General features: G+C 63.8%; 16 protein-coding genes. 5 read left to right on the top strand and 11 right to left on the bottom strand.

Annotated elements, in window-relative coordinates:
• Positions 1 to 59: 59 nt before the first annotated feature.
• Together ACYVKL_RS02935 and ACYVKL_RS02940 are read right to left on the bottom strand one after the other, a co-directional pair.
• Positions 60 to 1,634, bottom strand: a complete 1,575-nt coding sequence (locus ACYVKL_RS02935) for a hypothetical protein (RefSeq protein WP_379171405.1) — start codon at positions 1,632 to 1,634, stop codon at positions 60 to 62.
• Positions 1,635 to 1,878: 244 nt separating this feature from the next.
• Positions 1,879 to 2,337, bottom strand: a complete 459-nt coding sequence (locus tag ACYVKL_RS02940) for a DUF4254 domain-containing protein (RefSeq protein ID WP_379171403.1) — start codon at positions 2,335 to 2,337, stop codon at positions 1,879 to 1,881.
• 173 nt (positions 2,338 to 2,510) lie between these two features.
• Between ACYVKL_RS02940 and ACYVKL_RS02945 the strand changes: the two genes are divergently transcribed.
• Both ACYVKL_RS02945 and ACYVKL_RS02950 read left to right on the top strand, forming a co-directional pair.
• Positions 2,511 to 3,404, top strand: a complete 894-nt coding sequence (locus ACYVKL_RS02945) for a helix-turn-helix domain-containing protein (protein ID WP_460771178.1) — start codon at positions 2,511 to 2,513, stop codon at positions 3,402 to 3,404.
• Positions 3,401 to 3,592, top strand: coding sequence for a DUF397 domain-containing protein (locus tag ACYVKL_RS02950; RefSeq protein ID WP_460770986.1), 192 nt, complete (start codon positions 3,401 to 3,403; stop codon positions 3,590 to 3,592). Before ACYVKL_RS02945 ends, ACYVKL_RS02950 begins: the two co-directional genes overlap by 4 nt.
• A 79-nt stretch (positions 3,593 to 3,671) precedes the next feature.
• Here the strand turns inward: ACYVKL_RS02950 and pglX are convergent, their stop codons facing one another.
• Both pglX and pglW read right to left on the bottom strand, forming a co-directional pair.
• On the bottom strand, positions 3,672 to 7,307 hold the full coding sequence (gene pglX, locus ACYVKL_RS02955; RefSeq protein WP_379171399.1) for a BREX-2 system adenine-specific DNA-methyltransferase PglX: 3,636 nt from the start codon (positions 7,305 to 7,307) through the stop codon (positions 3,672 to 3,674).
• Positions 7,304 to 11,836 carry a BREX system serine/threonine kinase PglW gene (gene pglW / locus ACYVKL_RS02960; protein ID WP_379171397.1) on the bottom strand — a complete coding sequence of 1,511 codons (4,533 nt, stop codon included), beginning with the start codon at positions 11,834 to 11,836 and terminating at the stop codon, positions 7,304 to 7,306. The genes pglX and pglW overlap by 4 nt, the downstream gene beginning before the upstream one ends.
• Positions 11,837 to 12,228: 392 nt before the next feature.
• Between pglW and ACYVKL_RS02965 the strand changes: the two genes are divergently transcribed.
• The gene (locus ACYVKL_RS02965; protein WP_379171395.1) at positions 12,229 to 14,154 is read left to right on the top strand and encodes a DNA/RNA helicase domain-containing protein; all 1,926 of its coding nucleotides are present in this window, start codon (positions 12,229 to 12,231) and stop codon (positions 14,152 to 14,154) included.
• Between the two features lie 11 nt (positions 14,155 to 14,165).
• Here the strand turns inward: ACYVKL_RS02965 and ACYVKL_RS02970 are convergent, their stop codons facing one another.
• Both ACYVKL_RS02970 and ACYVKL_RS02975 read right to left on the bottom strand, forming a co-directional pair.
• Positions 14,166 to 14,525, bottom strand: coding sequence for a nucleotide pyrophosphohydrolase (locus ACYVKL_RS02970; RefSeq protein WP_379171392.1), 360 nt, complete (start codon positions 14,523 to 14,525; stop codon positions 14,166 to 14,168).
• A 143-nt stretch (positions 14,526 to 14,668) separates the two neighbouring features.
• Positions 14,669 to 15,136 carry a hypothetical protein gene (locus ACYVKL_RS02975; RefSeq protein ID WP_379171389.1) on the bottom strand — a complete coding sequence of 156 codons (468 nt, stop codon included), beginning with the start codon at positions 15,134 to 15,136 and terminating at the stop codon, positions 14,669 to 14,671.
• Between the two features lie 173 nt (positions 15,137 to 15,309).
• Between ACYVKL_RS02975 and ACYVKL_RS02980 the strand changes: the two genes are divergently transcribed.
• Complete coding sequence (locus ACYVKL_RS02980; RefSeq protein WP_379171387.1) at positions 15,310 to 15,876, top strand: hypothetical protein; 567 nt, start codon at positions 15,310 to 15,312, stop codon at positions 15,874 to 15,876.
• 10 nt (positions 15,877 to 15,886) lie between these two features.
• Here ACYVKL_RS02980 and ACYVKL_RS02985 read toward each other — a convergent pair whose 3' ends face one another.
• Entirely contained in the window at positions 15,887 to 18,787 is a 2,901-nt protein-coding gene (locus tag ACYVKL_RS02985; protein ID WP_379171385.1) for an AAA domain-containing protein, read from the bottom strand.
• Between the two features lie 186 nt (positions 18,788 to 18,973).
• Here ACYVKL_RS02985 and ACYVKL_RS02990 point away from each other — a divergent pair, with 186 nt between their 5' ends.
• Positions 18,974 to 19,300 carry a hypothetical protein gene (locus ACYVKL_RS02990; protein ID WP_379171383.1) on the top strand — a complete coding sequence of 109 codons (327 nt, stop codon included), beginning with the start codon at positions 18,974 to 18,976 and terminating at the stop codon, positions 19,298 to 19,300.
• A gap of 43 nt (positions 19,301 to 19,343) precedes the next feature.
• Here ACYVKL_RS02990 and ACYVKL_RS02995 read toward each other — a convergent pair whose 3' ends face one another.
• From ACYVKL_RS02995 to ACYVKL_RS03010, 4 genes are read right to left on the bottom strand one after another with little or no spacing between them, the layout of a single operon-like run.
• The gene (locus tag ACYVKL_RS02995; protein WP_379171381.1) at positions 19,344 to 19,769 is read right to left on the bottom strand and encodes a hypothetical protein; all 426 of its coding nucleotides are present in this window, start codon (positions 19,767 to 19,769) and stop codon (positions 19,344 to 19,346) included.
• A gap of 29 nt (positions 19,770 to 19,798) precedes the next feature.
• The gene (locus ACYVKL_RS03000; protein WP_379171378.1) at positions 19,799 to 20,401 is read right to left on the bottom strand and encodes a hypothetical protein; all 603 of its coding nucleotides are present in this window, start codon (positions 20,399 to 20,401) and stop codon (positions 19,799 to 19,801) included.
• Positions 20,398 to 20,997 carry an exonuclease domain-containing protein gene (locus ACYVKL_RS03005; protein ID WP_379171376.1) on the bottom strand — a complete coding sequence of 200 codons (600 nt, stop codon included), beginning with the start codon at positions 20,995 to 20,997 and terminating at the stop codon, positions 20,398 to 20,400. Before ACYVKL_RS03005 ends, ACYVKL_RS03000 begins: the two co-directional genes overlap by 4 nt.
• The gene (locus tag ACYVKL_RS03010; protein ID WP_379171374.1) at positions 20,994 to 21,533 is read right to left on the bottom strand and encodes a hypothetical protein; all 540 of its coding nucleotides are present in this window, start codon (positions 21,531 to 21,533) and stop codon (positions 20,994 to 20,996) included. The genes ACYVKL_RS03005 and ACYVKL_RS03010 overlap by 4 nt, the downstream gene beginning before the upstream one ends.
• Positions 21,534 to 21,542: the final 9 nt, after the last annotated feature.

Below are 21,542 nucleotides of genomic sequence, written 5' to 3' on the forward strand. Positions count from 1 at the left end.
GACCAATCGCACTTTGGCGATCTTCACGTGCGTGGGATCGGTGAGCACACGGTCTCCGATCAGCAGCGGCTCGAAGTCTGGCCGATGACCCAGATCGGGATTTCGTGGCCGCTGTCGGTACGGCATGCGGCATAGCGAGTTCCGCCGGCCGTCGTCGTCTGTTCGGCGGCGATGTGCTGGGCTTGATTACCATACGCGCTGATGCCCGCGAGGACGGTTGCCGCAGCCGACAGTGTTGCCACCGTCCCCAGGCAGGATCTGATGAATCGGGGCAGCCTGGGTGCGGACAACCAATAGAGCCCGAACGATACCGCGGATAACGCCACCGCGATGAGAAAGAAGATTCCATTGACGACGCTGTCGTGCCAGCTGATGTCGAAGGCGAGACCGGGGTATCCAAGCCGCTTGTAGTAGAGATAGGACGGCAGCCGCAGGATGATTCCGCCCAAACCGGCCAGGACAATGGAGATTCCGATACGGCGGACGACCCTGCGGACTTCCGACCGTCGTCGCGCCCGCAACATATCCGCTGCGACAATCCACGCCAGTACCAGACCGAATGCGGTGAGTACGGAGACGATCTCGTCACGTCCGTACAAGATGGCACGCACAATCAACGCCAGGGTCGGGCCGACCGCGGCCATGCACACCACTCCGCAGAGGAGCGTGCCGATATGCCAGCACGCTTTGATCGCCCGGAATCGGTCCAGACCGATGACCGCTGTGGCGTCGGCCTCGTCAGCCGTCGCCCAGCGTGAAGCTCCAGCGCGGGGATAGGCGTCCGGCAACGTCGCGACGAACGGATGGATCGCGACTCTCGCAAAGAGATTCATCGTCCCAGTGATCAGCAGGAGTGCCACATACACCGCGAACAGCAGTACGACAACGGCCGTCGTGGATCGGGAAAGGTTGGATGTGTACCCGGTCTCGGCGCACCAGGCAAAGGCGATCAACGCGCTGATGATGGATGTGGCGACCAGCGTGATCCACCTGTTCCTCATATAGGCGGGATCGTCGTCGCGGGTGAATGATCGTCCGATTCTCCGGAATCGCTGCGGCGCATGTGACCGAGCCTGCCGGGCAATCCAGACCGCCGCGATCTCGAGATACTTGCAGAGCATGCCGAAGGCCGGGTTCATGAGACGCGCAAGCACGTCGCGCACTCGCTCAATCAAGGAGGGGCCGGTCGCGGTGGCCGCGGTGGCCTCTGACGGCGGGGGCGTCACCGCGGACACATCGGCGAGGGCAGCAACCCGCCGGCCGTTGTAGGTCATGCCCTGAAGCGTGGGCGCATGATGGGTGAAGTGCAGCGACGAGTACCGAATCGGTTCCAGCGCAATCCGTTCGACGGTCGCATGGCAGTAGGCGTCCACCAGCCGGGTGTACAAGCGAACGGTGGCTTCCTCCACACTGCTCGGTGATCCGGAACCACGGATATCGCGCACATAGTAGTCCGGACCGTTCTCCGAGGTGTCCAGCCGCACCCAGCCGACACTGGTGAGCGACTCACGCGCTCGCTCGCGATCGGCCTCCGAACCGGCGATCTCCACATGGCAGCGGACCCTCGCGACGAGAAAGTTCATCAAGTAGTGGCCGTCGTAACCGAGCGTATTCCGAAAACGGTTGTTTCCCATTGATCCCCCTGTCGTTGTCGCCATCACCCCTCGTGATCACTGGAGGATAGGCGCGACCACCGACAGCTGCTTCGCGCTCGATCCGAGCGGCGATAGCGGCCACGGTCCACTCCGCGGAGGTCGACGCACGGCTGCGTGTCGTGAGTTCGTGTGCGATCCAGACCAGAAGGCTTCCCATGGTCACGCCGAGGAGGAAGGGGAGCAGGGCTGCGGACATCGGGCACCATCTCCTTGGTTATCGAACTCATTGGGGTTGAAGGTCATCCGGTTGCGGAGTGAGGCAGTCGGGGATGCGGCGGGTGCGTTCGGTGAGGTCGTGGGCCAGGTCGGCGTAGGCCAGAGACAGTTCCACCAGGCGTTGCCAGGCGTAGTGCAGGGCGGTCGCCGAGTCCGGGTGGTCGAGGGCGGAGTGGGCGTCCACCGAGTAGCGGGCGATGCGGTCGACGACCATGCCGACGGTCTCGGTGTGCAGGGTCGCCGCGGCGTGCGGGCGGGGGAGCTCGCGGGCGATCCAACGGTCGACGTCGCGCGTCAGAGCGGCTCTGGCGCTGTCGATCTCGGTGATCGGCGGGGCGTCCGTCGCGCGGCGGGCTTCGTGCAGGCTGGCCAGTTGGTAGGCCGCCCGCAGGATGGGGTGCGGGTGCACTACGAGTCCGGTACACGCTTCCAGGAGCAGGTCTTTCGAGGGCAACTGCGCGGTCACGGTCACTCCCTTCGGGTTTGGTGGATTGCCAATTCAGTAGACACCTGCGGCAATAGAATTGGGAATGTGCAAGCCAATGATTCCGCGAAATAGCAGGAGCCCCCGTGTGGGGCATTCCAGTCTGGATGATCCCGGATAGCGTGGCTAACGAAATGGCTGGGTCGACACTTCCCATGAGAGCTCTTGGGCGCATTTTGCGCGAGCATCGAATCCACGCAGGTAAGAGTCAATTGGCGGCCGGTCTGAATATTGACCTATCGCCGCAGACCATTGGACGAATGGAAGATGGGCAGAAGGTCAAAATATCGACCGTGCAGCTTGTTTCGCTACTCGACTTCTACGGATTGTGTAACCCCAGCAAGGAACGTACCGAGCTGATGGGGCTCTGGGACGAGGTGAAGCAGGAGATTCGGGCCTCGAGATCGGGGCAGTCGTCGGCTGGATGGTGGCGGGCGTATTCGGACCAGTATGCCCACCACTTCGACCACTACCTGTCCCTGGAGGCCGGAGCCTGGCGCATTACGAGTTTCCAACTGGTGCTGCTACCCGGTCTGCTGCAACACCCCGAGTACCGCCGATCCATGATCCGGTTCGCCGATCCGAACGTGTCGGCGGTCGACGTCGAGCGTCGACTCGAACTGGCGTCGCGCAGGCAGCTGATGTTGGAGGAACGCGAGGATACCTTCACGGTGAATGTGCTGCTTTCCGAAGCGGTCCTGCTTCACCAACCGGGCGGTCGCAAGGTCATGGCAGAGCAGTCGCGGTATCTGAGCGAACTCGCATTGCGGCCGAACGTGACCCTTCGCGTCGTCCCACTGGACGTCGGCGGCCATCCGGGTCTTGCTGTTCAGTCGTTCACCTTGCTCGAGTTCCCGGCCTTGGCGAGTCGGAACCTGAGCGAGCCGCCGGTCGTCTACGTCGAAGGCTACGAGGGTGCCCTCTACCCGGAGGACTCCGACGTAATCAAGCGTCATAGAAGGGCGATCGACGCCATCGAACAGGTAGCGTTGAGCGAAAGCGATACCAGGAAGCTGTTTTTGAGGATCGCAGAGGAGTGCCTGACGTGATCGATCTGTCCAATGCTCGGTGGTTCAAGTCCAGCAAGAGCCCGAACGCCGATGCGTGTGTGGAGATTGCCCACCTTTCGGCGGGGGCGGTCGGGGTCCGAGACTCGAAGGACCCGACCGGACCCGCTCTGGTGTTCTCCGCTGACCAATGGGACAGGTTCCTGGTCAGCGGGATTTGGCGAGGTTGAAAAGGGCTGACAGACAACCACTGTCGAACCCTGGATAGGTGGCGTCGGCTTCGGAGAACCGACGCCACCGACTACCCCGCTACTCGTCCTTTGAGGGATTGGTCGGCTTCTTCTTCGTGCCCCGCCGCCCGCCGCGCGTCGCCGGCTGAGGCCGCCAGTTGCGCAGATCGTCATCGGTCAGCCCATGCTCGCCCTGCATGGTGCGGCGATCGCCGGACAGGAACTCGGCAGGTGAGATGCCGTACTCCGGATCCACCTCGCCATGCCACTGATCCAGCCACGGCTGCAGCTCCAACAACCCCGCCAGGAACGGCGTGATCTCCTCGGTCGAAAGACTGTGCTCCGCAAGGTGAATCGCGATCGCCATAGCCTGCTCCCGATGATCCCACCCGGCCCACCCGTACAGCTCCGGCGTAGCCACATTCGCCGACCCATACGAGATGAACCGCTCCTTCGGCACATCCAACTTCCCCCGCGCCGACCAGAACGAGGTCCGCAGGAAATCTGCCGATGTGTACTTGGGCGGCACCGCAATCGAATCCCGAACCTTCCGCTTGGCGGGCTCGTCCGCCGCAGCATCCTCCTGCCGCTGTAGATCCCAGACGCTCTCCCAATCCTTGCGCTTCTTCAAGCCGGAAGGTTTGTACCTCAAGGCCGCCACGAAGGGGACGTGCTCTTCTGTGATCAGTCCGGCGACTACCTGAGCCAGTTCGGTGCGCGGGGCGTACAGGGCTGCAACCGAAACAAAGTCCTGGTCGGCTGCCAATTGGTCGGTAAGCCGTGGCAATGTGAGCAATTTAGGCTGACCGCTGTCGGTGAACCACAAGTTGCGAGACTCTGCGCGAGCCAGGAGCCATGTGCGAAGTGCCTTCTCTTGCATGGTATCCCAACCGTCGGTTGCCCACCGCCGCTTGTAATCCGGATGTTCGATCATGCCGATCGCCCGGTTTGATTCGATAATCTCGATTCGCCTTTGGATGGCTCCGCGATATGAATCCGGCCAATGCGAAGGTATTTCGGTGACCGGAGTAAACTTATGATTGTGGTGATTGAACCAAGCGGTGGATACGGATCCTTGCTTCTGTTGCCTCGCTAAAACGATCGCAAAAGCACGTTCGCTGGATGTGATGGCAGGAATGTCGTCGGCATCTGCTGTCGCCACCTGGTCTGCGAGGCCATAGCACCGGTAAGCCTGCCAGTCCAGTTCCTCCTGTAGTGCGATCATCTTCCCGCGCAGGTGCTCCCACTTGTCTCTCGCAGCGCGAAGTGAGGTTGTAGTTGGGAGGCCGTCCCGAATGGTCGAAGCCGGGGTCGTCGCAGAAATCTGATTCGCCAGATTATCTAGCTCTGTTGCGAGGATAACAGGGACTTCCGCTGGAAGTGGGAAGTCCATCAATGTCGTTCCTGTAAATTCGTAGTTCCATGACCACGGCTGGTCGGGCATTCCGCTCGATGCTGTCGCATTGCCTTTACTGTGACTGACCATCTTGAGCCAGAAGCAGGCGGTGGAGCTGTTGAGCAGCCCGAGAAGCCGCAAATGCTCCTCCTCGCTCGCCCCCTCCGGCAACTTGATCACCGGCGCGGACTGCTTGAACACTTTCCCGCCCCGATCCAGCACGAAATGGTTGTGCGTCGCTACGAACGCGAAGGTTATCGACAGCGGGGTTCGATAGCGTTCGGGTACCCACCGGTACCAGGTCCACCACGACTTGCCCAGATCGGCCTGGGTTTTGCCGTCAAAGTCGGTCGTGGATCGGAGATGGCTTCGAACGCTCCAGAGGAGGCTGCCCCACTGGCTTTTGGCGTCGAATGGAAGGGGCTCAAGTTTGGAATCATATGGAACGATTGCTTGTTCGTAGCAATGTGTATCCCAGTCGCGAACCACTTCGCCAATGATTAGCCAGCGAGCGACGGGCGGCACGATTCCGCGTCGAGCCAGTGAATCTGGCGTTGTGATGAAGGCATCATCTTGGCCTGGGAAACTGGCGAATCCAATATCTCGCCCAAGGGCTGAACGAAGACGGCCTGCACCGTGGGTCTCGATCTGTTGCACCATTTCCAGGCCGCCGTCGATAAGGATCCAGGGCTGTTTGCTGAAGTACTCGTCTCGGTCCAGATCGTCGACCGAAACCCATTGGCTTACACTGGGGGCCGAGTCGATTTGGTTGACGACTGCTTTCCAGACGAAGCCGTTCTCTGGTTCATCCGGCGCCGTAGGCTCGCCTTGAACGCTTCGTACGGTGCGGATGGTGGTCCGGCGGTTCTTCCCTGAACGTCTCGTCCCGACCAGGATGACGGTGGGGGTGCTGTGGCCCGGAATGTATGCACCGGAGGTGTCGATCACCTCGGTGAGTTCAACTGCGTGGGCGAAGAATTCCTCGATGAGCTTGGTGCCGAACTCACGCTTCATGAAGGAGTTGGCAGTGATTTGGCCGACGCGGCCGAATCCGTTCCCATCAGTATCGCCGAGTTTGGCGAGTTCGAAGAAGCGCTGTGCGAAGGGGACCGACAGCGCGTACTTGCCGGAGCACGCTTTGTACAGGCCGCGGTAGAGCTCGTTGAGATTCTTGTCCTTGACTGTGATGTATGGCGGATTGCCAACAACCACGTGGTAGCTGCCGGGATCCAGGATTCCGGGGTAGTGCTGCACATCCTCAGTGGCATACGAGAATCTGGCGAGAGGATCGCCTTCTTCGCCTTCGAAGCTGAGCTCGAGCTGACGCGCCTTGATGAGTGAGTCGCCGACAGCGAGTTTGATGGGCCATTCGTAGCGAGCGGCGTGAGCGAGGGTGCGGATGTCGGCGGCGGCCATCGCGGCGACCAGGAGACGAAAGCGGGCGATGGCGATGGCGAAGGGGTTGATGTCTACGCCGTGGACGGATTCTAGGGCGGCGCGGACGCGTTCGTGGCGGTCCGTTGTCGGATGGTCTGCAGCCCAGCGGTTAGCGAGGCGTTTGAATGCTCCGAGGACGAAGTGGCCGGAGCCGCAGGTCGGGTCGATGAGTTTGAAGTCGGCATATCCGAACTCGCGGATGGCAGGGTCCATGGTGCGGTCGAGGATGAATTCTTCCACGAACACAGGGGTTTGGAGGAGGGCGTACTGCTTACGAGCGGCCTCGGACAAGTCTTGGTACAGGTCGCCGAGGAAGCGGGTATCCCAGCCGTTGATGCCGTCCTCGTCCAGAGGGTCGGTGAAGTCGTGGATGAGGACGCCGTGTTCGTCGCGCTCGCGCCAGAATTCGATGAGTTCTCGTGCGCCGTCATGGGAGAGCGGGATTTGGTAGAGGGCGTTGTGGGCTGGGTCGAAGAGGAGTTTGCCGGCTTGGCCTGCGCCGAGTTCGGCGAAGGCGCGTTCAAGCCAGCCTCGGTAGGTGGGGTCGGGGTCGGTTTCGACGTAGGCGTCGTAGCGGGCCTGGGCTAGTTCGCGGCGGTCGTCGGTGGGAGCGGTGAGGTAGGGGTCGGCGATGAGGTGGTTGTCTTCGCAGAAGCGGACGAAGACTGTGCCGAGGACCCAGGCGACTGCTACTTGGGTGATGCGTTCGTCGAGCCAGGAGGTTTCGGTGGCGGCGGTGCGGTTGAGTTTGCGGGCCTGGGACCATTCCTCGTGGAGGCGGGATTTGATGTCGGGGAGGGCTCGGAGCTGTTTGTTGAGGTCGTCCTCGACGGCGCTGACCCGCTTCTTCAGGTCGGAGAGCAGGGCGTCGGGGGCGATCATGCGGTGGCTCCTGTGTCGGTGGCGGGGGTGGCGCGGTGGACGTTGCGAATCCACGACTCGGGCAGGGAGATCCACTCGTCGAGAGCGGACTGGTAGGGGATGGCGGTGGTGCCGAGGTGGGGTGGTCGGGAGGGGTCGGATTGGGGGCAGAGCAGCCAGAGGCCGCCCTTGCCGCGGCGGGCTTGTTCGGCCAGGCGGGCTAGGACGCCCATAGCGTCGTAGCGGGCGAAGACGACGGTGTCGGTGAGGAGGAGGGGGCCGGCGCCGGAGATGAGGTGGGACAGTTCGGGTTCGATGCGGCTCCACGCTGTGCGCGAGTATTCGGAGAACTTCAGGGCGCCCTTGGTGCCCTGCTCGGCGATGTCGGCGCGCAGGATCGTTTCCCACGTGGGTTTGCTGCCCGGCGGGACCAGGTCGTGCATGTTGGCCAGGAACAGTGCGGTCACCGACAGGGGGCGGGCCGAGAAGCGTTCCCGCAGTTGCTCGATAGTCTGGTTGATGGCCGACTTACGGGTGGTGGACGCGGCGGGGGAGGTCGGTGAGGTGAGCACACGGAAGCCGTCGCGAGGTGCGGCGCCGGCCAGCTGCTCCTCGGCGCGGGCCGCCCTGGCCAGGTCCTGGTCGTCGGAGTAGCGGGTTGCGGCGTGCGAGGTGACCGTGGTGGTCCAGCGGGGGGTGTGCGCGGTGTAGCTGGATGTCAGGTCGGAGTGTTTGGGTAGGTAGCGCTGGATGCGGGATTCTGGGTGGGTTTCGACGACGAGTTCGAAACCGGCCTCCTGCAAGGCTTTCGTCAGTTCGGCGGTGGGCCGGTCCTGGTCGCTGCCCGCGATGACCAGCTCCGGGAAGCGGGCGAGGATGCGGTCGAACACCTGCTCGGCGCGCAGACCCGGCTGTTTGGCGTGCGGCAGGCCCGGGGTGAGTGTCATCAGACCAGCCTGGGTCAGGCGCACCGCGCGGACCAGCGGCAGGTCCCGGGGGTAGATCTCGAGTCGCGGGGTGATCGCCGCTTTGCGGGACGCCCCGACCGCCACCTGCACCAAGCGGCGCTCGTCCAGGGTGCGGTCGCCGTCCGGCGGGTCGATCGCGCCGAGGCGGTCCAGGACGGTCGCCGCGGTCGGCAAGGTCTCCTGCTCGGCGAGGACGTCCGCCGACTTACCCAGGCGCAGAGCGTAATCCGCGAGCGCCGGGCCGGAGGGGAGGTCGCTCATGTCCTCGCCGACCTCCAGGGCCAGCACCACGACCGGATGCGCTCCGGTGTCGCGTTTCTGAGCGACATAGATGGTGCGCTCGTCGGGAGCGAGGCTCTCCACCTCGGCGATTACCCGCACCGCGGCCAACCCCAGGGCACGGCGTTCGGCGCGCTCGTGCAACCGGGTGCCGCGCCGGGCGATCAGAGCGTCCGCCAGCTCGGTCGCGGCGGCGACACGGCCGAAGCCCTCCAATAGTTCCGAGACCTGCGCGTGCAGCGCCTGCACCGCCGGATCCTTCTTCCACTGCTGGCGTTGGGATTTCAGCAACTGTGCGATGCGACCGGAGGTCAGCCCCATCGAGTCCGCGACCTGCGCCTGCGTCGGCCACGCGTCCAGCGCGGGCAGGTCCCCGGCGCCGGGGATACGCAGCAGCCGCGCCACCGCGTCCACCTTGGTGGCGTTCTGGCCATTGTTGTTGCGCTCCGGAACGAAACGCGCGGCCAGTGTGTCCAGGCTCAGCGTGCGCAGCAGGCCCTCGCTGAGATCGGCCTCGGCGGCGTCGATCTCCTCGCGGGCGTCCTTGCGCGACTCCGGATCCAGCGGAGCCGGTTCGGCGTTGCCGAGGCGGCGGCCCCACTCCTTGAGACGCTCCTGGATCTCGCGGCGGGCTCGCGCGCCCAGGCCCGGGGCGTTGATCAGTTTGCCGCGGCCGTAATCGAGCAGCTCGCCGACGGTGTTGACGCCCAGCCCGTACAGGAACTGCTCGGTGGCCGTGGTCAGGCCCGCCTGCGACAGATGGGTGTCGCGGGTCGCCTGCCCCGCGATCAGGTTCCGCTGCTCCTCCGGTGAGACGACATCCACGTCGGCTGGCAGATCCGGATGCGTGCTCAACGGGCGCGACGGGACCGCGCGCGTCATATCCAGGAAGATCTTGCGCCAGGCGTCGCGCATCGGCTTCAGGTCCGAGAACCGTTGCGCCACATCCCGATGCAACGCCTGGCGGAAGAACGCCACCAGACTGTCGCGCACCGACGGGTCGAACGCGTCCGCGGCGACCTCCGGATACGGGAACTCCGCGGCGTCGAGCTGACGCGGCACCACACTGCCGTCACCCCAGCGCGGCAGCTCACCCGAGGCCATCTCGTGCAGCGTCACCGCCAGCGCGTACCGTTCGGCGTGAGCGTCGTACACCGAGCGGGTCAGGGAGCCGATGAACGGGTCCAGATAGCCGTCGGTGCCGGCGTCCACGCGCTGCACCGGATAGCCCGCCAGCGAGAAGTCGATGAGCACCAGTTCGCGAGTCCGGTTGGGGCGCACGCGAATCGCGATATTGTCCGGTTTCAGATCGCGATGCCAGACACCCTCGCCCTCGAGGAAGTCGACGGCCGAGAACAGGTATTCGCTGTAGGTTTCGAGGCGGCCGACCTGCAGCCGGCCATTGTCGCGCAGTTCGCGTGCGACGGTCTCCTCGGTGCGGTGCTTCGACTTCTTGTCGCCGTCAGCGTCATTCGGGTCCAAGCCCTGCTCGTCGCCGACGTACTCCAGCACCAGCGTGGTGCGGCCGCCCAGCGTGATCACCCTGGGGTCGACCAGGTTGATCACCCCGGAGTGCTGGCGCAGGTTGCGCAGCACATCCGCCTCACGGGTGAGCACCTCACCGCGGTCATCCGAGAGCGCGACCTTCAGGACCACGTACGCCTTCGCGCCGCGCTGCTTGTCCTCGACCTGCAGATCGCGTACCAGCAGCGCGCGACTGGTCGAACCGGTGCCCAGGCGGCGGCGCACCATCCACCGGCCGCCGAGCACATCGCCCGGCACCGCGTCGAGCGGATCCTTCTCCGGCGCGTCGGGTTCGGTCTCCTCGGGTTCGACGAGTGACTGCTCGATGCCCTCAAGTAACTCCAGGAACTCGTCCATGGAGGTGAGCCGTTTGGTCGGCTGATAGTCGGTGGCGGCCGCCACCAGCAGGTCGAGATCCTCGTTCGTCTGCTGCGGCAGATTGTCGATCAGCGCGCTCGGCCGCAGATCCTCACCGGATTCGAAGCGCGCCAGCAACTCCGCCTGTGTACCGGCGGGGGCCTTGCCGGTCACCAGCAGATAGGTGAGCATCCCAAGGCCGTAGACGTCCATGCCGATCGGGTCCGGCGCGACCGCCTGCAACTCCGGCGCGAGATACGCGTCCGACCCGGCCGAGAGATGCTCGGCCGACAGCACCGTCGGAGCGTGCCGGGTCATGCTCAGCGCTGTGCCGGCGCTGCGCTGCGTGGCCACCTGCCAATCCGAGATCTGCAGAAGTGGCCGCCGCCAACGCTCCGCGTCGGTGTTCCCGCGCCGCGGAATGACGTGGATCGAACGAGCCGCCAGAGCACGGTGATACAGCCGCGTCGAGTGCGCTGATCGCAGCGTCTCGGCCAACTGGCGGACCAGCGCTAGCCGGTCGTCGATATCCAGCAGGCCGCCGTGCTGGGCGAGATAGTCGTCCAGGTGCAGCGTCTCCGGGTGGTACCGGAAGATCAGCGCGGGCCCGGCGTTATGCCCGGACGGGTCGAAATGCTCGAGCTGCACCGCACCCGGATGACGGAAACGCCGCAGCACAGCCGCCTCCCGGCGTGCGGCCGCGTCCACCGACTTGCGGATCTGCTCGTCGGCTCCGCGCTCGCGCAGATAGATTCGCACCCGTGCGGGTTCCCGCAGTTCGGTGTGCGACGCGAGATAGTCCTGCCACGTCGACCCCGCGTCGAAGGGCCGGCGCTCCAACAGGTACGGACCCACGGTGAAGTCGGCGTCGCTGCGCCGGATACCCACCTTCTCGAGGGCTTGCTTGATGCCTTTCGCCCGGTTGGCGTCGATCCGGTGATTGACATTGCGCACCGGGGCGTTGAGCCGCTCGATCAGCTCGCGCACGGTGTGCGTGCCGGCACGGTCACCCGCGGGCAGCTCGAACTTGAGCCCAGGATTGGTGAAGCACACCGCCGAACTCACAAACACCCGCGACCCGCTGTCGCCGAGCAGCCCGGCCAGCTCCTTGCTCTTCTGATTCACCAGATGCAGCGGATTGTGGTGGAACCGCCGCCCGCCCCGCGACAGCTGCTGCACCCATGTCCCGTTCTCGGAGGTGAGCCGCCCGCTCCAATCCTTGAGCTCGATCATGTACACCCCATTGGGGGCGATCACCAGCAGATCGACCTCGCGCACATGCCCGGTATTGGCGGTGAAGGTGAAGTTCGACCACGCGAACCAGGGATCGTGCTCCGGCAACCGCGTCCGGATGGCCTCCAAGCCACGACGCTCGTGCTCGAAAGCAGATTCGGTGACCGTGGTCCACCGACCCTCGTCCATGCGTGCGCAATCCTGTTCTCGTCGTCACGGCATCCCCGTATCCCCCCCTGCTACCAGCGGTGAACCAGCCAGATGTCCTGCACTAACCTCGCCGTTCCGCCCGATTCGACGGAATCCGTGAGCGGGCCGACGTGCTGTGGCAACACTATCGCGTCGATCCGACAGCCGGTGAGCCATCCGAGCGGTTCCGCCCGTCGCGGAAGGGCGCGCAACGCCCGCATTCGGGCCGGGCCGGGGCGAACAATGACCACGCACGACCGTGCGCTCCTGTTCCCCGGAGCTGTCGCACCCGTCCGCTACTGTGATCCACGCGGCCCGCCGGGCACCGAAGTCACCTTCGTCGCTGCCCCCACCCGCACGTCGATTTCGCGTGCCTAAGTGGGGAATACAAGGTGGCATTGGTCCGGGGAAGCGCCGGTAAACTGCTCAGTGATGCACAGCAAGAGCAACTCTCGCCGCAGCTGGTCGAACAGGCCGGCTACCAATGGGGACAGAAGATCTCCCAGGGTGAGGTGAACTCGTGGCTGCGGAGTCTGCCGCAATTCCTGTCGGATCTGGTAGACGCGGGGCTCGGTGAGGTCGAGGTGCTGCTCGAGCACCGGCTACCACACAGTCCCAAACGGGTCGACGTCATCCTGTGTGGGGTGCATCCGCGCACCGGTGTCGCCAGCTATGTGTTGGTCGAGCTGAAACAGTGGTCCAAGGCGGAACTCATTGCCGCGGAACTGGTCTCGGCCGACCTGGACCCGGCCACGCCGCCGCGCGCCGAGGTTTCGAATGGCAGGTACACCGCTCTGCATCCCGCCGCACAGGTGCACGCCTATTGCCAGTACCTGGTTGACGCCACCCCGGCGCTCGCCGAACGGCGTGACTGTGTCTTCGGCATCGCCTACCTGCACAACGCGCACGACGCCGACGTTCGGACTCTGCTCCAGTATCCGCCCGCCGACTTCGGGCAGATGTTCACTATGGACAACCGGGCAGCCATGGTCGACCGACTACGCGCGGTACTGTCCGTCGACGCCGGACGCGACATGGCGCGCGCCGCCGCCGACGACTTCCTGAGCTTCCACCACGCACCCAGCAAGGCGTTGCTCACCCTGGCCGCCAAGGAGATTCAAGACCGCGAACAATTCGTGCTGCTCGATGAACAGCGCATCGCCTACCAGTTGGTCATGCAGGCCGTCGCCAAGGCGCGCGCCGCGCGCAATCAGACGGTGGTCGTGGTGCTCGGCGGACCGGGATCGGGCAAGAGCGTCATCGCGTTGAGTCTGCTCGGCGAGCTGGCCCGCAAGGGACGCACCGTGCACCACGCGACCGGGTCGAAAGCCTTCACCAAGACCATGCGACGGGTGGCCGGCAGCCGGAACAAACGCGTCCAGGACCTTTTCAAATACTTCAACAACTACATCGGCGCTGAACCCCGTGAACTCGACGTCATCATCTGCGATGAGGCGCACCGACTCCGCGAAACCAGCATCAACCGGTACACCACCGCCGAAGTGCGCGCGAAGGCCGGCCCCCAGATCGAAGAACTCATCAACGTCGCGGCGGTGCCGGTTTTCCTGCTCGACGAGAACCAGATCGTGCGACCTGGTGAGATGGGATCACTCGAGGACATCAGCGCCGCCGCGGTCGCCGCTGGCTGCCAGCTCGAGGTGGTCCGGCTCGATGGCCAATTCCGTTGCGGCGGCTCGGAATCCTTCGACATCTGGGTGGCGCGTCTGCTCGGCCTGCATCCGGAGCAGCCGATCCCATGGAGCAAACTGACCGCCGGAACCGACGATGACTTTCGGGTCACCAGCGCGGCCTCCCCGATCGCGTTGGAAGCCTGGCTGACCACACAGCAGGAGGGGCAGGGCGGCACCGCCCGCATCGCCGCCGGTTACTGCTGGCCCTGGAGTGATCCTGTCGACACTCCTACCGGCCGCAGACTGGTCGACGACGTCGTCATCGGTGGCTGGCGTCGCCCGTGGAACGCCAAGGACGGCAAACGAGTCCCCGACGTCCCGGTCTCGGACTTCTGGGCCTCAGACGACCGCGGCTTCGGTCAGGTCGGCTGCGTCTACACCGCGCAGGGCTTCGAATACGACTGGGCTGGAGTGATCTTCGGACCAGACTTCGTGCGCCGCGGCGACCGCTGGGAAGCTCGCCCGCAGTACTCCCACGATCCGGCGGTGAAGAAGGCCGACTCGCTGCATTTCATGGGCTTGATCCGCAACACGTACAAGGTACTGCTGACCCGAGGCATGGAGGGTGTCAGCCTGTACTCCACCGACCCGGAGACCCAGGAATTCCTGGAACGAATGACTATCTAGCGCATGGTGATTCAGGGCTGGTACAGCTCGGTGTACTTCACCGCCCGGCCCCTCACCACCTCCGCTGGATAGCGCTCCTCGTTCTTGCGCAGCTTCGCCTCCACCGCCGCACCCAGGTCGATGCCCAGCACATCGACCAGCCGCAGCAGATAGATGAAGACGTCGGCGACCTCCTCCTCCACCCGTTCGCGGCGGCCCTCGTCCTGGCAGACGGCGGAACTCTCCTCCGCGGTGAGCCACTGGAACAGCTCCGACAGCTCACCGACCTCCCCGGTCAAAGCCATCACCAGGTTTTTCGGCGTGTGGAACCGCTCCCACTCCCGGCGAGCGGCGAAATCGGCGACCAGTTGCTGGAGGTGTTCGACAGTCATAGCTCTTGTCTACAGGTAGCCGACATCCGGGCATCGTTCCGGTTGGTAGGCAGGTACGACGGTCGGCACTCCTCGCCGCTCAACGATCGGTACGTCGTGCTGACTTGCAGTTGGACTTTGACCCATAGGAACAGGTGTCTGGCTTACCTGTCGGTTGCGCAGAAGACGATGTTGGCCAGCGCTTCGTCAACTCCGGATGCGCGAGGTCGATTCTGGAGGAGAGGATCGTAGAGGTATCCCGTGTTGAGGTTCCATTCGGCCGCGATCTCGTCCAAAGACGGTACTCCGCTTCGCCAGGGCAATCCGGAACCTGGTCGGACGGTCCGGTGCCCAAGAGCCCATTCGTATGCCGCGGTCTGACCCGCGCAATACTCGTCGTTCGGGTAGTCACGGACTTTCGCCAGTTCACTCTCGATGGTGGGAACTGGCGATCGAACGGGTGGTGGCGGCAGGATCTGAAGCGCGCGTGAGATCTCCAATGGATCAGCATTTGTGGTTCGCGGGATGGCGAGAACGACGCTTCCCGGCCAGGTCAGTAGCGGAGAGTCTGCCGCGGTGAACTCATCGCCCGGACGATGCATGAAGTACTCCGATTGGTCCAGCAACGACACCCTCCCCAAAGTCTGATTGCGCACCGTGCAGTGGTCGCGTCCAACCTGTGCCGCAGGCTGCTCCGATGCGCTTGATTCGCTGAATATATTGCAACACAGTGTAGTTCGCGTAGGGTCCGAGTCGACGCCTCATGTGTGAGGCTGCTGCGAGACTGCGCTGGGGGATACCGAACATGCCGATGGACCGGGACTACATTGACTGCATCGAAGATCGCATCGTTGCGCGCGCCGTCGAGGGTCTGCTCGATGGGATGGCGCCCCGTCCGCAGGTCCACTTCATTCTGGAAGATCAACCCGAGCCCCATGTTGGCTACGTCCTGTCACGGCCGTACTACGAAGGAGCAGACGCGCACGCCGCGATCGCGGGGCTCGGCCGTGCGGCAGCGGCATTGTGTGCGACCCAGATTGTGGTGCTGTGGGAAGAGTGTGATCTGCGAGCTTCGTTGGTGGGACCGGGCGACCACCCGGATTCGTTGGTCACCGTTGAGGCGACCTTCGACGGACATTTACTGACGTCGCGACCGTACCAGCCGGTTTTCGGACCCGTAGGGCCGCTCGGAGTGCCCACGGTGATTCCTCACTGGGGACGAGCCAGCCAGTATCCCGACGCACAGCTGCCAGTCCCGATCGCCGACCTATTGACGACCTGGCACACGCAGTTGACTCGGCTGGACCCGAGCAATGAGCTTCGCTCCATGCAAGCATCGGGCTACGAGTTCCGTTGGTTTGTCTACGACTAGATTCCTTGCGCTACAACCACTTCTTGATCAGATCAACAGGGACATCTTTGCTGACCCACCATTGGCGGCGGGCGGGATCCCAGCGCCCCTTAACGGTCCGCTTAATTTCCGCATTGTCCGCCATGGGGATGTCGCTACGAAGGTACCGTCGATCGCCCTCGACGGTCGCGGGCTTGTTCGAGCGGTTCAGGTTCCTCCTGTGATCATCGGACTGATCTCTACGGGATCGTTCGATGATCTTCCGGACTCGTTCACACGAGCCCTTGTCAGTAATTCGCATCATTAGATCGGATGGGCCTCTGTTGGCGAGAAGGTTCAGGGAACCGTGCCAAAGCACCTCCTCGTCGATGATGACGACCTTCTCGTGCATCTGTTCGCGACAGTGCATCTCGCAGCCCGCTTCGCGGAGTCGTTGCATCAATTGCCCTGCCTTCGAACCAGATTGATGGTTACGGGTGTAGATGCGGACCGCTATCCCCAGCTTGATCCGAGCCGCTAGACGTGGCAGCCACCGGTTCACCGCCTCAGTGTCGAGGAATGCGCAATAGATATCGATACTCGAACCCGCGCGCTGCAGATCCCAGTCGACGGCCAGCGGTACCTCGTCGTGTGGAAAGAAGGCCGGTCTGGCCAGCTGGTCCGAGGACATTTTCCCGAGCTCGTCGGCCGAGCGGATGGGTATGAGCTCGTCGACTGATATGCGGTACGCGTAGTCGGACAGGTAGTCGACCATCCTGCGGGCCTCGCCGTTCTCCAGCAGCTTTTCACGCAGAAAGCTCAGATCGGCTACCACGACAAGGTGATCGCGGGCGCGGCTGACCGCCACGTTCAACAGGCGACATGTGCTCGATGACAAGCCCGCGCTCTTGTAGAACGCTCCAACGTCCTTGCCGGCGCCCGCGACGGTGTCGATGATGACGATCGGCCGTTCGCTGCCTTGAAAGCGGTGCACGGTGTCGACCAACCCGGTGTATTTTTCACCGAAACGGTAGTTCAAACTGGCGGTCAATGCATGCACCTGGTCTCGGTACGGTGTGATGACGGCCAACGTCGAGTCTGCTCTGCCCTCGTTCGAATAGCGTGCAGGAAGGACGGATTCGTACTGCAGGGCACGCACCAGCTCGTGAATGACGGCCCTGTGCACATGATTCGAGGTCGGGGACCCCGTCAGCACCTGACCCGGATACCCGAGCCGGCCCTGGGCTCCGGACGTGTCGATCAGTACCAGTGGGCTCGCCACCAGCGACTCTTCCGAGACCGAGATCGATTCCGCTCGACCGGTTGTGAGCGGCATATCCGGGTAGGCGATCGCATTGACCAGGTCGCAGATCCCGGTACGCATCCGGTACTGCTCGGAGAGTGCGACGAGTCTTGGATCGGGTCGGATCTTGCCATCGGGGCCGAGCAGACCGGCCGCATGGAAGACATCACGGTCCATCCAGAGCCGGGCGTGATTGCGATCGTCATCGGAGAGTGATCTCGATCCGGAGGCCTGGGTAACGGCCGGGAGCTGGCGGAAGTCACCGGCGAAAACGATGCGGCGCCTGGCCATCCCGGCGATGCACCACGCCGAGGGCAGGTTGACCATGGCTGCCTCGTCGACGATGACGACATCGACGTTATCCAGTAGGCGTGGGGATTGAATCGCCTTCGAAACAGTGGCGCCCATCACGCGGCATTGCGCCGCAATCAGTTCGCGCACCTTTCCACGTTGGTCGTTCAGGTTTGCGACGGTGGCGTCGATCTCGTCGAGGGCAGCAGTGATCCCCTCGCGTTCAACACCGGCGAGTGCCTCGGATAGCTGGGCGATTCGAGGATCGACCGACTCCGGCCTGGGCATCCGCCGTTTGCGAACCTGCCCAATGCGACCTACGAGGGCTGCGGTCCGCGCCTGCTCGCCTTGCTGTGTCGCCAGGTCGCGGCGGAGCTGCTCGAGCTTGCGGTGCGCCCGTTGCGCAAAAAGGCCTGACGGCTGCCCGATTTGGCGAATCTCGTTCGCTATCTTCGCCTCTGCGTCTCGAGCAGATCGCCACGCGCTGAGCTGGTCTCGCTCCTCGAGGTCATCCAGCAGGACGAGCCACTGTTCTCTGGATTGTTGTGCGGTTGTCAATTGGCCATGGATGTTGGAATCGAGCTGGTTCGCCAATTGCTCTGGGTCGATAGCTAATCCGTACCGATCCGCGAGCGAGAGCGCTTCGATGCTGCCGACTCGTTGAACCAAGCCGTGCCGGAATGCCGGCTCAGTGTGTAGCAGGTCGCAGACCCGCTCCAGCGCCTGATCGACAGCCACATTCGTCGGCGCGAGGAACAACACCCGGTGTTGTTGTCGCACGCAGCCTTCTATGATGTGCCCGACTACCGCGGTTTTCCCCGTCCCGGGCGGTCCCCAGACGAAGGTGAGCTCGCTGCCCAGCGCGGATTCGATCGCTGCCCGCTGCTGCGTGTTCAACTGCAGCTGCCGATAGTTCCGAATCCACGATGCCGGATCCACCCGGCGGCCCGATTCTGGTCTCCCCTGACCGACCACCCAGCCGGCTCGATCCATATCGATCGACCCCGGTGCGCTATCGATCCGCCGTTCGAGTGCTCGTAGCGGTGCAGTGCTGTCATCGCGCAATTCGGCGTGGTCGAGACTCTCGTGAATCGGAGTCTCGACGGTCACGCGGACCTGATTATCCGAAAGCCACATGGCCGATCCAGAAGTCCATCGCGCCGATCCGGTGCCTCGGATCAGAACTTTGGACAGTGGGGGAGACTTGCGGCGGGTCTCGAACTCGTACACACCGGCTTGGTCGCTGTGAGTCAATCGCATCGGGACACACGCGTCATCGGATCGAGTGTCCAATAACGCGGCCTCGATCTCCAGGCGCACAGCACGAAGCAAGTGATCGACCGGGAAAGGTTTCGTCATGGACGTACCTGCCTCTCGGCGGGTTGTGCGTGTCCGCGCCGCGCCCGCCCGCCCTCGGGTCGCGGTACCAGTATGGCGGTGGGGTCATGGGCCACCATCGCCGGTTGCCGCAATTATTCAGTCGGGCACAGGATTTCGGAAGTGATGCTCGCCCCCGAACCATGGGATCTGGCAGGATTCGTAGCCATGGTCAGCTCCACCACAATCATGATCAGCGGCCGTCCGGTCCAGCTCACGGACGATGAGGTCTTCCTAGCCACTCGCGAACGAACACCGGACAAGATTCAGACCTACGGGGTGCTGGTGAACGGCACGCTTTGGCCGCCCATTCAGCTCATGACGCTCGTCACCGGTATCCCGGGGTCTGCAGATTCCGTCAACAACTACAACTCGCACACGGCGCTGAAGACACTCGACGAGTTGGGTTTCGACACCTTCGAACGAGTCGAGTACAGGGGAAACGGTAGAGTCGCAGTCCGGGCGAGCCACCAGCGAACTACCACGAACGGGTGACGAGAAACCGGGGCTGAGCGCGTCATTGTTCGGGCCGGTTGGGCTAATCGTGGGTGCTGCGGAGCTGCAGAGGGGAGATGGGCTGAGGTACCGCTCTGGTCCGGCGATGCCGGATCGAGACGAGGGCGGAGATCGCTATCCCGCACGCAACTGCGCCGGCGGCCGTCAGCAGCGATGCCGAGATCACGATCAGGATATGGGTTTGCTTGATCAGCTCATTGGTTTGTTTGATCTGTAGTGCGGTCAGGTCCCTGTTGGTCCAGCCGTTGACGACCTGCTGCTGTGGAGCGCCCTTCGCCGAGTCGTTGTTCAGTTCGGCGCTGGCGAGCGTGGAGGTCAGTTGCTTCGCGTAGCCGGCGGTATTCGGTGCAGTGGGTGCGAAACAGATCAGCGGAACGGCCAGGGCAACGATGGCGAGTGTCGAAACTATCAGTGCTCGTGAGGATTTCATAGTCAATGCTGCTTCCATGGTATGACTCGACTGGGTCTGCGGATCGGTTATTCGGGCTCGGGCCAGCGGTGAATCGGCTCGGGGATCCGGAAATGATCCGGGCGTACCGAGCTGAGCAGGGTCAGGTCGACGAGCCGGGCTGCCGGGACGCTCTGGTGGGGCTCGGTGATGAACCAGCCGCCGCCTACGACGAAGACGTTGCTGGCGGGTGCTCGGACCGCGAAACCTGTTACCGAGAATCGGCCGTAGGGGTCTTGTTCGAAGCACGCCTCGACGAGGTCGCCGTGTGTCAGCTCATCGACCGCTCGCTGTAGATCGTCCAGGTATGGCGGTCGCGTTGTGGTGGCAGGTTCGTCCCGGAGGGGCTCGAACGTGGTGAGAGTCAGCAGTTCGGGAACGGGTCCGCGGCGAGCGCCGGATGTTTCGAGTGGTTGCCCGGCGATGGTGAGGACGTCGGTGGCTTCGGACTGTGTCATCGCTCCGGTGAACACGTGCGGTCCGAACATCGGTGAGCGGAACGACGCCACGCTCTGCTCTCCCGGTTTCGCGGCATCCAGTGCAGCGGTCAAGCGACGCACGTCCCTTCTGCCGCGTGCGATCTCGAAGGCGGCGCCGAGCGCTGCGGGAAGGTCGACCGCTCCGGCGCTCATCGCCGACGCTCGATTCCGGAGGAGGTCATTCGGCGCAAGCTGCTTCCGGTGGCATCGGCGAGTTCCGGCAGTGTGGTAGCGCCCGCGAAGCGGGCGAGGTGGACCGCCAGGTCGGCTGCGGCGGCGGCGTCGGAATCCGCCTCGTGATGGTTCCTCAACTCGATCCCCAGCAGCCGGGTGACCGTCTTCAGCTGGTGGTTGGGCATATCGGCGAACTGGCCCTTGGCCCACTCACAGGTGCAGCCGAACTCCCATCTCGGGACGGGAACTCCGCTGAAATTGCAGGCCTGGCGGATGTTGTCCATATCGAAGTTGGCATTGTGCGCGACGACCGGCAGGTTGCCGATCTCGCGGAGCACCTCGGGCCAGCGCTGTGCGAAGGTGGGCTCAGCTGCGACCCTGTCGGGTGTGATCTTGTGTTTGAACATCTGCATCTGGCCGAAGTAGTCGAGCGGGGCAGGCGGGCGGCACAACCATGCGTGGGTGCCGACCCGAGTGCCGTCACGCACGACGGCGATGCCGATGGAACAGATGCTGCCCCGCTTGGCATTCGCGGTTTCGACATCGATGGCGGCGAAGGACAATCCGGTGGTCAACGGGTCTCCAAGGGAAGTGGGCGGGCCGACGGTCCGCCGCGGTGGACGAGGTAATCGCGAGTGATGCGCAGGGCTTCGAACCGCGCCCACGCATCGGACAGATCGCACAGTCCGTAAGCCAGGCTCACGGTGGGGATCAGGTCCTCGGTGAGGGTTGGTGGCAGTCGTTGGGGGCGCCCGGGATGCGGCATCGCCGGCCAATCCGGACGCACCAGGCGATGGGCCACTGTGGTCTGGTGTTCGGTGAAAAGGCGGTCGGCTGCGGCGATCTCGGACCGTGCCGTCTCGACAGTGCGGTCGAGATCGATGAAGCCGGCTGGGGAAAGGGCATCGGGCAATGTGACCGGCGATGCGCACACGATGAGACGGTTGACGGTCAGGTTGGCGACGACATCCACCTCGTCAGCGGTGAGGATCCATGCGCCGGTCAACCGAGTTAGCCCGAGGTCGTGACCGACATTCACATACCAGACGATGAACTGGGCGTCGATGTGGTCGACGATGGCGATGGGTGGGGTGAAAGAGACTTCGCTCATTGGGGTTTC

The sequence above is a fragment of the Nocardia tengchongensis genome (genome assembly GCF_054781395.1).

What these genes read in the sequence shown, in the direction of transcription:
- ACYVKL_RS02995 (WP_379171381.1), bottom strand. Translation starts at nt 19,769, where the DNA reads ATGGAAGCAGCATTGACTATGAAATCCTCACGAGCACTGATAGTTTCG.
- ACYVKL_RS02980 (WP_379171387.1), top strand. Translation starts at nt 15,310, where the DNA reads ATGCCGATGGACCGGGACTACATTGACTGCATCGAAGATCGCATCGTT.
- pglX (WP_379171399.1), bottom strand. Translation starts at nt 7,307, where the DNA reads ATGATCGCCCCCGACGCCCTGCTCTCCGACCTGAAGAAGCGGGTCAGC.
- pglW (WP_379171397.1), bottom strand. Translation starts at nt 11,836, where the DNA reads ATGGACGAGGGTCGGTGGACCACGGTCACCGAATCTGCTTTCGAGCAC.
- ACYVKL_RS02935 (WP_379171405.1), bottom strand. Translation starts at nt 1,634, where the DNA reads ATGGGAAACAACCGTTTTCGGAATACGCTCGGTTACGACGGCCACTAC.
- ACYVKL_RS03000 (WP_379171378.1), bottom strand. Translation starts at nt 20,401, where the DNA reads ATGAGCGCCGGAGCGGTCGACCTTCCCGCAGCGCTCGGCGCCGCCTTC.
- ACYVKL_RS03010 (WP_379171374.1), bottom strand. Translation starts at nt 21,533, where the DNA reads ATGAGCGAAGTCTCTTTCACCCCACCCATCGCCATCGTCGACCACATC.
- ACYVKL_RS02990 (WP_379171383.1), top strand. Translation starts at nt 18,974, where the DNA reads ATGGTCAGCTCCACCACAATCATGATCAGCGGCCGTCCGGTCCAGCTC.
- ACYVKL_RS02985 (WP_379171385.1), bottom strand. Translation starts at nt 18,787, where the DNA reads ATGACGAAACCTTTCCCGGTCGATCACTTGCTTCGTGCTGTGCGCCTG.
- ACYVKL_RS02945 (WP_460771178.1), top strand. Translation starts at nt 2,511, where the DNA reads ATGAGAGCTCTTGGGCGCATTTTGCGCGAGCATCGAATCCACGCAGGT.
- ACYVKL_RS02970 (WP_379171392.1), bottom strand. Translation starts at nt 14,525, where the DNA reads ATGACTGTCGAACACCTCCAGCAACTGGTCGCCGATTTCGCCGCTCGC.